Source organism: Candidatus Pandoraea novymonadis, assembly GCF_003004665.1.
GTDB classification, from domain to species: Bacteria; Pseudomonadota; Gammaproteobacteria; order Burkholderiales; family Burkholderiaceae; genus Pandoraea; species Pandoraea novymonadis.
The window spans coordinates 225,455-240,989 of the sequence record NZ_MUHY01000001.1 but is presented as its reverse complement, the minus strand read 5'-3'; the positions used below and the strand labels follow the sequence as shown (position 1 = coordinate 240,989).

Annotated in this window: 12 protein-coding genes and 1 tRNA gene; 6 read left to right on the top strand and 7 right to left on the bottom strand. The window is 42.4% G+C overall.

From position 1 onward, the window contains the following. Nucleotides 1-15: 15 nt before the first annotated feature. The 3 genes from rpoZ to BZL35_RS01020 form a co-directional block, all read right to left on the bottom strand. The gene (gene rpoZ / locus BZL35_RS01030) at nt 16-222 is read right to left on the bottom strand and encodes a DNA-directed RNA polymerase subunit omega (protein ID WP_106182009.1); all 207 of its coding nucleotides are present in this window, start codon (nt 220-222) and stop codon (nt 16-18) included. Nucleotides 223-369: 147 nt separating this feature from the next. Further along, nucleotides 370-1,044 (bottom strand): guanylate kinase, encoded by a 675-nt coding sequence (gene gmk / locus BZL35_RS01025; RefSeq protein ID WP_106182007.1) that lies wholly within the window; start codon nt 1,042-1,044, stop codon nt 370-372. Nucleotides 1,045-1,050: 6 nt separating this feature from the next. Then, nucleotides 1,051-2,001 carry a YicC/YloC family endoribonuclease gene (locus BZL35_RS01020; RefSeq protein WP_245916313.1) on the bottom strand — a complete coding sequence of 317 codons (951 nt, stop codon included), beginning with the start codon at nt 1,999-2,001 and terminating at the stop codon, nt 1,051-1,053. Nucleotides 2,002-2,246: 245 nt separating this feature from the next. Here BZL35_RS01020 and rph point away from each other — a divergent pair, with 245 nt between their 5' ends. The 4 genes from rph (at nt 2,247) to BZL35_RS01000 (ending at nt 5,143) form a co-directional block, all read left to right on the top strand. Further along, a complete protein-coding gene (gene rph, locus BZL35_RS01015) occupies nt 2,247-2,981 on the top strand; it encodes a ribonuclease PH (protein WP_106182820.1) in 735 nt (244 codons plus the stop codon). Beyond that, nucleotides 2,978-3,592, top strand: a complete 615-nt coding sequence (rdgB, locus tag BZL35_RS01010) for an RdgB/HAM1 family non-canonical purine NTP pyrophosphatase (RefSeq protein WP_106182005.1) — start codon at nt 2,978-2,980, stop codon at nt 3,590-3,592. The genes rph and rdgB overlap by 4 nt, the downstream gene beginning before the upstream one ends. Further along, complete coding sequence (gene hemW / locus BZL35_RS01005) at nt 3,593-4,813, top strand: radical SAM family heme chaperone HemW (RefSeq protein WP_106182002.1); 1,221 nt, start codon at nt 3,593-3,595, stop codon at nt 4,811-4,813. A 238-nt stretch (nt 4,814-5,051) separates the two neighbouring features. Beyond that, nucleotides 5,052-5,143: transfer RNA gene (locus tag BZL35_RS01000), tRNA-Ser, on the top strand. A 131-nt stretch (nt 5,144-5,274) separates the two neighbouring features. On the opposite strand, the gene BZL35_RS00995 is transcribed toward BZL35_RS01000, so the two are convergent. Then, nucleotides 5,275-5,802 carry a chorismate--pyruvate lyase family protein gene (locus tag BZL35_RS00995; protein WP_245916312.1) on the bottom strand — a complete coding sequence of 176 codons (528 nt, stop codon included), beginning with the start codon at nt 5,800-5,802 and terminating at the stop codon, nt 5,275-5,277. A gap of 356 nt (nt 5,803-6,158) precedes the next feature. Here BZL35_RS00995 and BZL35_RS00990 point away from each other — a divergent pair, with 356 nt between their 5' ends. Then, nucleotides 6,159-6,611, top strand: coding sequence for a RidA family protein (locus BZL35_RS00990; protein ID WP_106181997.1), 453 nt, complete (start codon nt 6,159-6,161; stop codon nt 6,609-6,611). A gap of 59 nt (nt 6,612-6,670) precedes the next feature. Here the strand turns inward: BZL35_RS00990 and parC are convergent, their stop codons facing one another. The 3 genes from parC to BZL35_RS00975 all read right to left on the bottom strand — a co-directional run bounded on the left by parC (nt 6,671) and on the right by BZL35_RS00975 (nt 13,393). Further along, nucleotides 6,671-8,998 (bottom strand): DNA topoisomerase IV subunit A, encoded by a 2,328-nt coding sequence (gene parC / locus BZL35_RS00985; RefSeq protein WP_106181995.1) that lies wholly within the window; start codon nt 8,996-8,998, stop codon nt 6,671-6,673. Nucleotides 8,999-9,280: 282 nt separating this feature from the next. After that, nucleotides 9,281-11,260, bottom strand: a complete 1,980-nt coding sequence (locus BZL35_RS00980) for a DNA topoisomerase IV subunit B (RefSeq protein WP_106181992.1) — start codon at nt 11,258-11,260, stop codon at nt 9,281-9,283. Between the two features lie 192 nt (nt 11,261-11,452). Next, complete coding sequence (locus BZL35_RS00975) at nt 11,453-13,393, bottom strand: ATP-binding cassette domain-containing protein (protein WP_106181989.1); 1,941 nt, start codon at nt 13,391-13,393, stop codon at nt 11,453-11,455. A gap of 283 nt (nt 13,394-13,676) precedes the next feature. On the opposite strand from BZL35_RS00975, the gene BZL35_RS00970 reads away from it, so the two are divergent. Further along, nucleotides 13,677-15,392: a glutamine--tRNA ligase/YqeY domain fusion protein gene (locus tag BZL35_RS00970; RefSeq protein ID WP_106181987.1), complete on the top strand. Its 1,716-nt coding sequence runs from the start codon at nt 13,677-13,679 to the stop codon at nt 15,390-15,392. The last annotated feature ends 143 nt before the right edge of the window (nt 15,393-15,535 follow it).

Genomic DNA, 15,535 nt, shown 5'->3' with positions numbered 1-15,535 from the left:
ATTAGTGGGAACCTCTCAAAGAGGCACTTTTTTTAACATCTCAATGCCAACCTGACCGGCAGCAATCTCACGCAACGCAACGACTGTGGGCTTATTTTTATGATTTTCCAACTTTGGCGTATGACCTTGAGCTAATTGTCGTGCGCGATACGTAGCAGCAAGTGCCAACTCAAAGCGGTTCGGTATTTTTTTCAAACACGCTTCAACGGTAATACGGGCCATACAGATATTCCTCCTCAATATAAGGTATATAGGCATTCTATCTCAGTCAATGAAAAATCGTGATAAATCACATTTTTTTAAACATATACATAAGATCTAAATAGGATTTTTAATCTCGATCTATAGCATAACTCAGTAAGTCAAATGCTAAAAATTAGTCTCACTTGTCAGTGAATGAATACCAAGCTCGATAAACAGTTTTTCATGCCGTTCGCGCTGTGAGTCAAAATGTAAACGTGTAGAAGTTACAACCGCTTGCAAATCGCTTAATGCACGCTGAAAATCTTCATTAATAACAATGAAATCAGCTTCTGGAGCATGTGCCATTTCTCGACCAGCGGCGAGTAAACGACGATTAATAACACTACATTCATCGGTTCCACGACTCTTCAATCGTTTTTCTAGAGCATCAATCGAGGGTGGTAAAATGAAAATACCAATCGCATTGGCGAAATGCTTACGTACCTGCAGTGCTCCTTGCCAGTCAATTTCCAGCAATACGTCTTTCCCTTTTTTACGCATATGCTCTTCAATCAAAAGTCGTGAGGTAGCATAATAATTACCATGCACCTTAGCAGACTCTAAAAATTCCCCCGATTTTTTGCGACATTGAAACTCTTCTATCGAAATAAAATAGTAATTGATACCCTCTTTTTCGTTCGAACGCGGCGGCCGTGTAGTACACGACACCGACAAGCTAATCTGACTATCCTGTGCCAACAAAGCACTAACGAGTGTGGACTTACCTGCGCCAGAGGGAGCTATTACCATGAAGATATTTCCAAAATATTTCTCATGTATCCCAATTCCTGCGGAAGTCATGGCTGTTTACTCCAAATTCTGTACTTGTTCTCGCATCTGCTCAATGAAAATCTTGAGGGCCATTGAGGCATCCCCAAGTTCTTTGGATACCGCTTTCGATCCGAGTGTATTTGCTTCACGATTGAGCTCTTGCATCATGAAGTCTAGGCGTTTTCCAACTACACCTCCATTGTTTAAGATATGACGTGTTTCCTTAAGATGTGTCTCTAAACGAGTTAACTCTTCACAGATATCGATCCGTATTCCATACATTGTCACCTCTTGACGAATACGATCAGCAATCTCTTCTTTGACTGGTTGAGCACTCCCCTCAAACAATGTAATTCCAAGTGCTTCTTTCAAACGATCAAGAATCCTCTTTTGATGACGCTCAATCAACTCTGGAACTAACGGTTGCACCTCCCTCAAAATTTTTTCCATACCGTCAATTTTCTCAAGTAAATTGGATTTCAGCCTTCTTCCTTCTCGTTTTCTAACCTCAAGAAGCTCCTGAATCGCAGAACGCCCCATTTCAATAACAACATCTCGTAACGAATCTGATGTAACAACAACTTCTCTCAGTACACCTGGCCAACGCAAAATCTCACCAGTACCCATACGTTCTACACCAGGAAAAATTTCAAGCACTTTGGCTTCGAGTTCGCAAAGATGTCGGATGACATTAGTATCAAGCGTGCCAACAATACCAGTGTCTGAGCGTTGCACATTTACGCGAATATCTACCTTTCCTCTCGACAAATTCGTCATCAACACTTCACGCAGCACCAACTCACAGAAACGCATCTCATCAGGTATACGAAACGTAAAATCAAGGAAACGTGAATTGATAGAACGTAACTCAATGGATACGTTCACAGCCGACGCATTAGTCTCTAATCCTATAGTACGGGTCAAAGTAGCGTATCCCGTCATACTGTAAATATGATTTTCTTTCATCAAGATTTTGTGTAAAGACATTGTGATCCATAGCTACAGAATTTGATTCTGTTCTAGATTAATTCTCATACTAAAAGGAGAAAATTATCTCATTTCCTGTATCAATGATATCTAAACATTATCTCCTTAAGACGATATCATGTTCGTAACCGAGTCTTCTCTGTAATACAACCCGACTTTCAGGAGTATTTGGCGATGACATTTAGATTAACTCCTACGCATTGCCGAGTACTTTTAATTTCCTGCAGGACATAATTATGAATTTCATAACTAACTCAAAACGCCCAGATGGCCGTTCTCCAAACACGTTACGCCCTGTCCGGATCACTCGTCAATATACCCGCTATGCTGAAGGTTCCGTGCTAATCGAATACGGAGATACAAAAGTTATCTGCACAGCCAGTGTTGAAGAACGCGTGCCATCATTCCTAAATAACAGTGGTCAAGGCTGGCTCACTGCTGAATATGGATTGCTTCCTCGCGCCACACATACCCGCATCGAGCGTGAAGCTACGCATGGTAAACAAAGCGGCCGCACCCAGGAAATCCAACGTCTCATCGGCCGTTCGCTACGAGCAGTGTTCGATTTAAAAGCATTCGGGACACGCACAATGCAAATTGATTGCGACGTGATTCAAGCCGATGGCGGAACACGTTGTGCATCAATCACAGGGGCTTTCGTTGCCGCACATGATGCAATCGATACTCTCATCAAAGAAAAAAAATTGAGTAGGTCTCCAATTCAGGAACATGTAGCCGCCGTGTCAGTTGGTCTCTATAAAAACATTCCCATACTCGATCTAAACTATATAGAAGATTCTTCGTGCGATACCGATATGAATGTCATCATGACAGGCACAGGAAATTTCATCGAAATCCAAGGTAGCGCAGAAGGCACTCCATTTACAAGTGAACAAAATGATTGCTTACTAAAACTAGCTAAACATGGCATTTCGCAACTCGTGGATGTACAAAAATATGCACTAGGACTCTTGTCATGACATTTAAAAAAATTGTCCTCGCGTCAAATAATGATGGAAAACTCCGTGAGTTCGCGACACTATTGAAGCCTTTAGGCATCCAACTGATACCACAAAGTGTGCTCGGTATTTCAGAATCTAATGAATCTAGCATCACATTTATCGAGAATGCCATCACCAAAGCACGCCATGCTAGCTCTGCTAGTGGATTACCTGCACTAGCTGAAGATTCTGGCCTATGCGTTCCAATTCTTGGTGGCGCCCCTGGTATATATTCTTCAAGATATGCTGCTCGCGCAGGCTATGCAAAATCCGATACTGCTAACAATCACTATTTAATCGAACAATTGTCTTCATACGCGAATCAAAATGATCGACGGGCCTATTACTTTTGTGCTCTAGTACTCATTTTTCATGCCCAGGACTCACAGCCCCTCATCGCCGAAGGACGTTGGGAAGGAGAAATTATTACACAACCTCGCGGATTAAATGGTTTTGGGTATGACCCACATTTTTTAATTCCGTCTTTACAGAAGACAGCAGCCGAACTCAATCCAGAAGTGAAAAATACATATAGCCATCGTGGGCATGCGGTAAAGCATCTGCTTCATAAACTGAATCGCGAAGCATAGATGAATACCAATAATATCTTAGCCGTCCAAAACTTTCTAAAACCTGGCGAAATTCGTCTGCCATCTCTCCCCCCATTATCGCTCTACATACATTTCCCATGGTGTATACGTAAATGTCCCTACTGTGATTTCAATTCACATGAATGGAAAAGCATAGGCGCGCAAACAGAATTTCCTGAAACATCTTATCTCAAGGCACTGCGAAAGGATTTGGAGCAAACTTTACCCACCATTTGGGGGCGCCAGGTACATACCGTTTTCATCGGTGGGGGGACACCAAGCCTCTTATCAGTAAACGGACTTGAACGTCTGTTATCAGATATCCGTGCCCTGCTTCCGCTTGATCCAGACGCAGAAATCACGATGGAAGCAAATCCTGGTACATTTGAAGCTGAAAAATTCCGATCCTTCCGTGAAATTGGTATAAATCGATTATCAATAGGTATTCAAAGTTTTAATAATATCCAATTAAAAAAATTGGGACGCATTCATGATGGTAATCAAGCGCGTCGTGCTATAGAAATAGCAAAAAAATATTTCAACAACTTCAATCTTGATCTTATGTTTGGCTTGCCACAACAAACATTATTGGAATGCCAGATAGATATTGAAACAGCTATTGAATTTTCTCCCCCTCACCTATCTCTCTATCACCTAACAATTGAAACCAATACACAATTTTATAAATATCCACCGAGTGTTCCCGATGAAGACATATGTGGGGATATGCAGGATTGGATCATTGAACGGACAATGACTTCAGGCTACGAACGTTACGAAGTTTCCGCCTATGCGCAACCCAATCAGAAGGCTAAACACAACCTAAACTACTGGGAATTTGGGGATTATCTTGGCATCGGCGCAGGCGCTCATAACAAACTTTCATTTCAAGAACGAGTGATTCGTCAAATCCGTTATAAACATCCAAAACGCTATATGGAAGCCGCTATGGAAGGTAATGCAATTCAAAATTCTATCGAGGTAAGTCCATTTGATCTTCCATTTGAGTTTATGTTAAACGTATTACGTTTGACTGCAGGGGTAAAAACGGAAACATTCGCTAATCGCACCGGATTAGCAATATCACAGATTGCAAAACCATTAGCTAAAGCAGTTGAAAAAGGCTTATTGGTTCGCGATCCAGGACGGATCGCGCCAACAGCGCTAGGTCAGCGTTTTCTAAATGATTTGCAAACTATATTCCTTAACCAAACTCGCTAAAACAAAATTTTCATGTAATTAAAAATGATATCTATCTCCGTAGTAATCTAAGCCCAATTCTCATATCTACATAACAAGGCACAGCAATATATATGATGTGATTTAGCTACTAGTTCTTCACAGAGAGCCTAAGATAGGTATAATGACATGTTTAGCGTGAGCGCTAGTAATATACCTCGAATTTTATCTTATAACTAAGCAAACACCCCTATTTGCTATAGCGACCACATCCTCACAGGGAGGCGTGCCAGAGTGGTTTAATGGACCGGTCTTGAAAACCGGCGAAGGGATCAACCCCTTCCGTGAGTTCGAATCTCACCGCCTCCGCCAAGTTATTTATGAGAATAAGTGTATCAGCTACTCAAAAAAGAAAACCGACCTTATTTAATTATTTCCACTCTGATTCGGAAGGGTATCTTTTGATCCAAAAGAGCTAGAAAAAATCACGTAGTTCCATTCATTCAACGTTCATAATACTCGCGATCGCGTAAGTACAAACTACGCCAAAAGCGTGGTAGAAAAGCTTCTGTTACAAGCAACGGTGCACCATGACGTATAAATACAGAACGTCTTGCCCATAATCGTGAACGTAAATTTGGATCCCTGCCATATTTCATGGCACAACGATAAAGCCGATGACCTTGGAATAACAAACGATTCACCAACATCGAACGCTCTACCGCCCTATCAAAATAGAGAATATCTGCCAATGGACGCGTATGCAAGCGCCGCATTGCCTTCCAAATAGAACGAGAATCTTGTAATGGTGTCACGCTATGCGCCACCACCATGGGATTACCTTCAACCAGCAACATCACCTCCCGCATCCACAATGATGCACGAAGTGGTACAGCAAGACATCCATTCTGATCAGAATCAGCCGGGACCATACACTCAGAAAGCACCTCCAAGGTGACGTGACCCATCAATTGCAAATGCCAAGTAAGGGAACCACGGCGTGTCAACCAATCCTTCTGTTGAGGTGACATTGAAGGAGAAGGATTTCTTTTCCAATTTTCACCGGCAATATCAAATTTAGAAGACATAAAATAAAATTACAGCACCATACTGTATGCATTAATATTACCCCTTCACTGAAGTCAGAGATACATGAATTGATCGAAGAGGAGTATTTCGCATTGAACAATAAAAGAGGAAGCGTTCACTCATGAGCAATGCTTCGGAAGCAATGGCATCCATCAAACTCAAGATTGAATACAACTGAGTTTATATTGAATATAATGTCCGGTTAAATATCTTAGAGTAAGCGCCACAGCTATTCATTTTATTTTATCCATTAACCCATGCTCATCGCTCCGGCATCTGCCATCTCAAGGAAAATTGTATGTCTGTCTACGAAAAATTAAAATTGCTTGGTATCAACCTACCAACTGCCAGTACTCCTGCTGCTTCCTATGTCATGATTGCACAAACTGGTAGCACAATATTTCTTTCAGGTCATTTACCAAAAAAGGATGGTAAAGTCTGGATAGGTAAGCTTGGTCAAGAGCTCACAACAGCAGATGGTCGCGCAGCTGCCCGCAGTGTTGCAATCGAATTGATAGCCACTTTGCATGCTCACACCGGCGATCTTAATAAAGTCAAACGGATCGTCAAACTAACGAGTTTAGTCAATTCTACGCCAGACTTTACTGAGCAGCATTTTGTTACGAACGGGGCATCGGAGCTCCTCGCCGATATCTTTGGCGAGCGAGGAAAGCATGCTAGGTCAGCTTTTGGTGTTGCACAAATCCCACTTGGTGCCTGTGTTGAAATCGAAATGATCGCCGAAGTCTAATAAATACCGCACGACGATACCATTGTACATTTTTCTAAAAATGTACAATGGTAAGATCTTCAACTCTCAAAATTTTTAATTTGTATTTCTTGCGTCATGGAATGTGGAGATAATAATCCTACTGTGAGAGCATGTCCTCGCTGTCCTCGCTTACCGATATTCAATGCCATCGATTTCCAAGAAAGAAATTTTCTCTTCACCTTTTTATCTCGGCCAATACCATAGACATGAACCCCGGTGTGGCTAATCGGCAAAGCTTGTATTAGCTTTTCTCCAGTATGTAAATCGATCATCCTGACTCCACGCCCTCCTCTGGATAACCTCTTCATTTCATCTAAGCTAAAGATAAGCAGATGGCCAGCGCTCGATAAACATGCTAAAGAGCTGGCACCATCCCGAATCCATACAGGAGGTAAAAGCTCCGTATTATCATCAATCGATATAAACGATTTACCCAATTTTACTCGACTCACCATATCACTCAATTTCGCTATAAAACCGAAACCAGCAGTCGTGGACAATAACAGTACATGATCTAATGATCCAGCAAAATAATGTAGCAGCCGTGAGTCGGATTGCAATTGAATCAACGATGTCATTGGCACACCATCTCCTCTCCCGCCTGGTAGTAGGCTTGAAATCGCTAAAGAGTACACACGGCCATTGCTATCGAAAGCCATCAACCAGTCCAACGTACGACACTCGAAAGAATTATATAACGAATCACCTATTTTGAAAGAGAAGCTCTGTGTATCAACCCCATGTCCCTTCAGTATACGAATCCAACCCTTACTAGAAATAACTATCGTAACTGGGTCGTCAGCTAAGCGTGTCTTAGCAAAAATCCGTTTCTCTTCCTGAATAATAGTGCGCCTCTCATCTCCGAATTGCTTCGCATCAGCTTCGATTTCTTGAATCATCAATTTGTTAATTGCCGATTCACTCGCCAACAAATTTTCAAGCTTTGTTTTTTCTTGTCGTAACGTTGCGACTTCTTTTTCAAGCTTAATAGACTCCAATCGTGCCAAATGACGCAAGCGAATTTCGAGAATATCATCCGCTTGCCGATCCGATAATTCAAACGCGCGCATCAATGCCAATTTTGGCTCATCCGATTCACGAATCATACGGATCACTTCGTCTATATTCAAGAAAATAATCAAACGGCCTTCAAGAACATGAATACGATCGGCAACTTTATCTAAACGATGCTGAGAACGAGACGTAATCGTTGAAAAACGGAAGCTTATCCATTCTGTCAGAATATTACACAGTGTTTTCTGTCTCGGTCGGCCGTCGGTGCCTATCATGACAAGATTAATTGAGATTGACGAGTCTAGACTGGTATACGCAAGCAGCATGTTGATAAACATCTGCTGATCAATTTTGCTAGACTTCGGTTCAAATACAAGACGAACTGGAGCAGTTTTACCTGATTCATCTCGTATGCAATCAAGGATGGAAAGCATTGACTGCTTTAAGTTTTGCTGCTCCGTCGTGAGTGATTTTTTGCCGAGTTTGACTTTTGGATTGGTTAGCTCCTCTACTTCCTCAAGGATTTTTTGGCTAGATGTATTTGGTGGTAACTCGTAAACTACAATCTGCCATTGACCGTGCATCATCTTCTCGATCTTCCAACGTGCACGAACTTTGAGGCTGCCACGACCTCTTATGTATACTGAAAGAATATCAGCAGGGCTAGAAATCAGTTGACCCCCTCTAGGAAAATCTGGGCCAGTAATAAAGTTCATTAAACTTGCATCATCAAGTTTTGGATTACGAATCAATGCCACCGTAGCTTGTGCTACTTCACGCAAGTTGTGCGACGGTATCTCTGTCGCAAGGCCAACTGCAATGCCTGATGCACCGTTGAGCAAAACAAAGGGTAAACGAGAAGGTAACAAATGAGGTTCTTCTTGTGAACTGTCGTAGTTAGGAATGAAATTCACCGTTCCTGAATCAATTTCATCGAGTAACAAACTAGCGATCGGGGTAAGACGTGCTTCGGTATATCGCATCGCTGCTGCTCGATCGCCATCTCGGGAGCCAAAGTTGCCCTGACCGTCGATAAGCGTGTAACGCATCGAAAAATCTTGTGCCAAACGTACGAGTGCATCGTAAGCGGATTGATCACCATGCGGATGAAATTTACCAAGGACATCACCTACAACTCTAGCGGATTTAACTGACTTAGCATCAGCAAATAATCCCATTTCTTTCATCGCGAAGAGAATACGTCGCTGCACTGGCTTTTGACCATCACAAACATTTGGTAAAGCACGTCCTTTAACAACACTGATCGCATAGTCAAGATACGCATGCTCGGCGTAAACACCAAGGGTTAATGTGCCATTGTCATCTTGAAAAGATAAATCTTGTTGTTTCATAAGGCAAAAAACGTTAGCTCATAAATAATGTGAAAAGTCAGGTAGCCATTAGAGCCATACCTTTTCATTCCTTCATATCAGCCTCTGAATAAACTTCTAAAATGACTGAAGACCTCAAAACAAATATATACAAGTCTACTTATAAATAAATGACAAGCTTAAAAAGCAGCATCATAGATGCTTAGATCAAGCTAAATTTATTCGAAGTGAAAAACTATACTTTTTTTTCGTATAGTTACGAATACTCATTAAAATGTGAAAGGCAGCTGATATCTACTGAGATTAATAAATATCAGCTTCGATCTCATTGCCCTTAGACTCAAGCCAACTACGCCGATGTGCTGATTTAGCCTTGGCCATCAACATATTCATGGATGTTACTGTCATATCGAAATCAAGCTGTCCAAGAGCAATGGGACTCAAGCGACGTGTATTTGGATTCATCGTTGTCTCCCATAACTGAACCGCACTCATTTCTCCAAGACCTTTGAAACGATTAATAGACAATTCATTTTTCTTTACACCATCCTTACGCAACTTCTCAAGAATTACAGAAAGCTCACTTTCATCAAGTACATAATATTTCTGTACCGGTTTCTTCCCACGCGCCCCGACGTCCACACGATACAATGGTGGCCGTGCAACAAAAATATGTCCTTGTGTAATCAACTTTGGAAAATGTCGAAAGAACAGCGTTAGTAGTAATACTTGAATATGAGATCCATCAACATCTGCATCCGACAAAATACAAATTTTTCCATAACGTAGATTGGATAAATCAAGATCATCTTTCGGACCATGAGGGTCCACACCAATCGCCACAGAGATATCGTGAACTTCATTATTAGAAAAAAGGCGATCGCGTTCAGTTTCCCAAGTATTCAATAACTTTCCACGCAACGGTAAGATCGCTTGGTATTCTTTATCACGTCCCATCTTCGCTGATCCACCAGCAGAATCACCTTCCACCAGAAAAAGTTCATTACGCATGATGTCTGTCGTTTCACAATCGGTCAGCTTCCCGGGCAATATCACCACACTCGAACTCTTCTTCTTCTCAATTTTTTTCAGAGCCCGCGTGCGTTCCTGAGCTTGACGAATTACCAGTTCAGCTAGCTTTTTGCCATACTCGACATGATGATTAAGCCATAACTCAAGAGCTGGACGAATAAACGATGAAACTAGTCGTATAGCATCGCGGTTATTCAAGCGCTCTTTGGTTTGTCCTTGGAACTGTGGATCACGAACTTTCAACGACAGCACAAACGATACACGTGAAAATACATCCTCTGGCAAAATTTTGACACCCTTCGGGTGAAGGTTATGAAATTCGATGAATCCATGAACAGCCTGAAAAATACCCTCACGTAAACCAGATTCATGAGTCCCGCCTGCTGGCGTCGGAATTAAGTTCACATAAGATTCTCGCACGGTCTCACCCTCTTCTGTCCATGCAACAGACCATGCCGCTCCCTCACCTTCTACAAAACCATCTTTATTATCGGAAGCAAATCTCCCTCCCTCAAAGAAAGGAATTAATGGTTCCACGCTGTTGAGCAATTCGAGTAAATAACTGTGCAAACCCTGCTCGTAAAACCATGACTGTGTTTGAGATTTTTTTTCTTGCAGAAGTGTCAAACGCACTCCAGGTAACAATACCGCTTTGGAGCGTAACAAACACTGCAGTTCCCCAATCGGCAACTGCAAACTGTGAAAATATTTCTGATCCGGCCATACTGTCACTCGCGTGCCGCTCTTCTTTTCTCCACTTTTTACCGGCCGGGAATTAAGCACTACACTAACATCTCCCCCTGAAAACTCAATATTCGATACTCTATTTTCACGCCAGACAGTCACTGCCAAACGAGTTGATAATGCGTTTGAGACAGATACACCAACACCATGTAAACCGCCAGAAAAAGCGTAAGCACGACCATTCGTTGTGTCAAATTTTCCTCCAGCATGCAAACGAGTAAACACAATTTCAATGACTGACACGCCTTCTTCTGGGTGTAGACCTATAGGGATACCCCTCCCGTCATCCTCAACGGATACCGAACCATCATCATGCAACGTCACAAGGATTTCTTTGCCATATCCATCCAAAGCCTCATCACAGGCATTGTCGATGACTTCTTGAATAATATGAAGAGGATTCTCCGTACGAGTATACATACCTGGGCGTTGCTTAACCGGATTAAGTCCTTTCAAGACCTTGATTGAAGCTTCGCTGTACTTCGTGACTGTGTTTTTTTTCAGCATAATGGAAATGAAAAAGCGCACTACACATATTTATCCACAGTCGGTGTGGATAAATATGTGGAAAAGCAGTTATCACATTGACACAATCATCAGCATATCAACAACTTGCCTTTCCTTGCCTATTTTTAAAGCGAATGAAGTCATGTATCGAATAGAAGCCTGAAAGCTATTGAAGCCGTAAAATTTAATAAATCAGTACAATTCGGTACGCTGTTTTTTTTCTAACATTTCCCAACGTTCAAGCGCTTCAAGTAATTCCTGCTCAATAACTTCAAAACGTTCTGAGAGAGTAACAGCATAATGAGGATCCTTTGCATAGAGAATCCCATCTTCTAATTTCCGGTAGATAAGGGTTTGTTCGGTTTCGAGCGATGTAATCATTTGAGGCAAAGCATCAAGCTCCCGCTGTTCCTTATAACTAAGTTTAACAGGACGATTCTTCATACGACCCTCGGTCGTTGTAATCTTCTTCTCTAGAGATTCTTTCGATGATGAAATACGTTTGGAAGCAGAGAGCATCTGCCCACGCTCCATCTGTACCTGCCAGTCGCTAAAACCACCTATATATTCTTTCCATTGTCCGTCATCCTCCGCTACAACCACTGAGGTAACAACGTTGTCGAGAAAAGTTCGATCGTGGCTCACTAGAAATACCGTACCGCCATACTCCTGCAGTAACTCTTCAAGTAATTCAAGTGTTGGGATATCCAGGTCATTGGTTGGCTCATCAAGCACCAATACGTTAGTCGGCCGCGAGAATAATCGAGCGAGTAACAACCGATTACGCTCCCCTCCCGATAGAGAACGCACTGGTGAACGTGCTCGCTCCACAGAAAACAGAAAATGTCCAAGATAACTTATGACATGCTTCTTTTCGCCGTTGATCTCAATCCAATCACTTCCTGGACTGATCGTGTCAATTAGGGATTTTTCTGGATCGAGCTGTATGCGTGATTGATCAAAATACGCGACCTGTAAGTGTGTGCCAATACGAATCTGCCCATGATCAGGGCTCAATTCGCCAAGTATCAATTTGAGCAAAGTTGTTTTTCCAGCGCCATTCGGTCCGATCAATCCAATTTTTTTGCCACGCATCACTGTCAAAGTTACATCGTTCACTACAGTACGAGTTCCAAATGTTTTAGTGATGTTCTTCAACTCTGCCACAAGCTTTCCAGACTTCTCGGCCTGAGAAACATCCATTCGTACATTTCCCTCTATTTCACGTCGGTCCGATCGACATAAACGCATGTCTTCCAAGCGCTCAGAACGAGCAATACTACGCGTGCGACGCGCTTCCACACCCTTGCGAATCCATATTTCTTCTTTTGCAAGAAACTTATCAAACTTCTCGTTTTCAATTCGCTCAACTTCCAATTGTTGAGCCTTACGAACCTGATACTGTGTAAAATTGCCAGAGTACGTGAGCAAACGTCCTCGATCAAGTTCAACAATTCGCGTCGCAACATGATTAAGAAAACTTCGATCGTGTGTGACAAACAAGATAGTTCCACGAAACCCTATCAAAAGATCTTCAAGCCAACGAATTGTCTGGAAATCAAGGTGATTAGTCGGTTCGTCAAGTAGCAAAATATCTGGCTGCGCAACCAAAGCTTGTCCCAATGAAACACGTTTCTGCATCCCACCAGACAATGTGCTGACTAGTGCATTCGCATCGAGACCAAGCTGATCGATCGTCGTTTCTACCCGTGTCTTAAGATGCCATGAATCCGTTGCATCCAAAGAAGTTTGCAAAGCATGCAAGCGTAAAAGTAACGCATCATGCTGAACTTCATCGTCAACCTCTTTTAATAATCTTAGAATAGAATTGTATTCTGACATCATAGCCTGCAGGGATCCCAACCCAAGCTCCACCGCATCGAAGACACTCAGATGTGGATCGAAGGTAAATTCCTGAGGTACATAGACCGTGTTAAGCGAACTTTGACGAGCAACAAGACCTTCATCCAGCTCAATCAAATCAGCCGCAACCTTAAGCAACGAGGATTTGCCTGCGCCATTTCGACCGATCAATCCGACTCGTTCACCCTCTTCCAGTGAAAAATCAGCACTATCAAGCAAGGCGACGTGACCAAACGCGAGTTTTGCACCGGTAATAGAATACAGAGACATTTGTGGAGAAAATAATAAACGACGAAGAATGCCATTGTACTGCCTTGATAAGGATTCACCACCCCCGGTGGCTACATCGCCTCAACGCGTTTCCAGAAGCGCCAATCGCAACACTACCAATTTTTGAATATTAGATAGATCCATCGCAGAAATTACAATCATTCAAAAATAATGTAGATTGAAAATAGGGATAAGCCATTGCACGTGACATAGACCATCGCTTAATGCCTCTTATTGGTTAAGGTACGGTAAAATGCTTTAAAAATTTACCTTATGGGCTAGCATGAGCAACGAGCTAATTTCAGGATCTAATTTCATCCGTAACATTATCGACGAAGATAATCGGAATCAAAAATGGGGACAACGCGTAGAAACACGTTTTCCTCCAGAGCCAAATGGCCATCTTCATATCGGGCACGCGAAAAGCATTTGCGTGAATTTTGGCATAGCACGCGACTACGGTGGTATCTGTCATCTTCGCTTCGATGATACAAATCCAGAAAAAGAAGAAAAAAAATATGTCGATGCCATCATTGAAACGGTTAAATGGCTCGGTTTCTCCTATCAACAAGGTGATCAAGAGCATTTGCACTTTGCCAGCGATTATTTCGAGAAACTATATCAATGTGCTGAGATTTTAATTCAACGCGGGCATGCTTACGTTGATAGCCAAAAAGCCGATCAAATTCGCGCAAACCGTGGTTCTTTAACCGAGCGAGGCATTGATTCACCTTTCCGATCGCGTACCTTTGAAGAAAATCTACATCTGTTTCGACGGATGCGCGCCGGTGAATTTCCCAATGGCCAACATGTGCTGCGCGCAAAAATCGATATGGCGTCTCCGAATATCAATATGCGCGATCCAGTAATCTATCGAATTCGTCATGCATATCATCATCGCACTGGGAATTCATGGTGCATCTATCCAATGTACGCATATGCTCATCCCCTCGAAGATGCTATCGAAAACATCACACATAGCCTTTGTACACTCGAATTTTCAGATCAGCGGCCATTCTATGATTGGGTGCTCGAACGACTCACAGAAGCAGAAGTATTTTTACGTCCGATGCCACAGCAAATCGAGTTTGCACGGCTAAAGCTGGCTTATTCCATCACCAGCAAACGTCATCTTCGGCAGTTGGTAGATGAAGGATACGTGGACGGCTGGAACGATCCGCGCATGCCAACACTGGCTGGTCTACGTCGCCGTGGCTTCACGCCTGAGAGCATAAGACTTTTCTGCGATCGAATTGGAGTCTCGAAGGCAGATTCATGGATCGATATAAATATTTTGGAGAAAGCATTACGTGATGATCTCGATCCCAAAGTACCACGTTCATTTGCTGTACTTGATCCCATTAAATTAATCATTGATAACTATGCCCAGAATTCACAAGAAGATTGCGAAGCACCAGTGCATCCACAACATCCTGAACGAGGGATACGCACTTTCCCACTATCACGTGAATTGTGGATCGAGCGTGAAGACTTCCAAGTTAATCCAGTCAAGAACTTCTTTCGTTTGTTCCCTGGAAATAAAGTGCGTTTACGCTATGCTTACGTGATTGAATGCACTTCCTTCGACACAGATATTGATGGGAAGATCACAGCTGTACACTGCCAATATTTTCCAAACAGTAAATCAGGAACACCGGGTGCTGACAATTTCAAGGTAAAGGGAAATATTCATTGGATCAGCACGGCACATGCAGTTCATGCAGAAGTACGAGTTTACGATCGACTCTTCACACACCCGAATCCCGAGGTCGACGAAAAAAATTTTCTGGAAGCCATCAATGCAAATGCTAAACATGTGCTGCAAGCCTTCGTCGAACCGGGTCTCACACATGTTGGTAAAGAGGATCGTTTCCAGTTCGAGCGTCATGGATACTTCGTCGTGGATCGCTACGATTCGCAACCTGATAAGCCAGTATTCAACCGTATTGTGTCATTGAAAGACAGTTGGTCTACTAAATCAAAAAAAGATAAGAGTTAAGAAAAACACTTACTTACGCATAAAAACGATATGTCTATGTAACTTGACTATGCCACACTGCATATCTCCCACAATAGGCATATCAAGCTACAATAAAGTTACAACTTCCCCCTGCATATCAGAGGAAGTCGAAAAAATCTAGT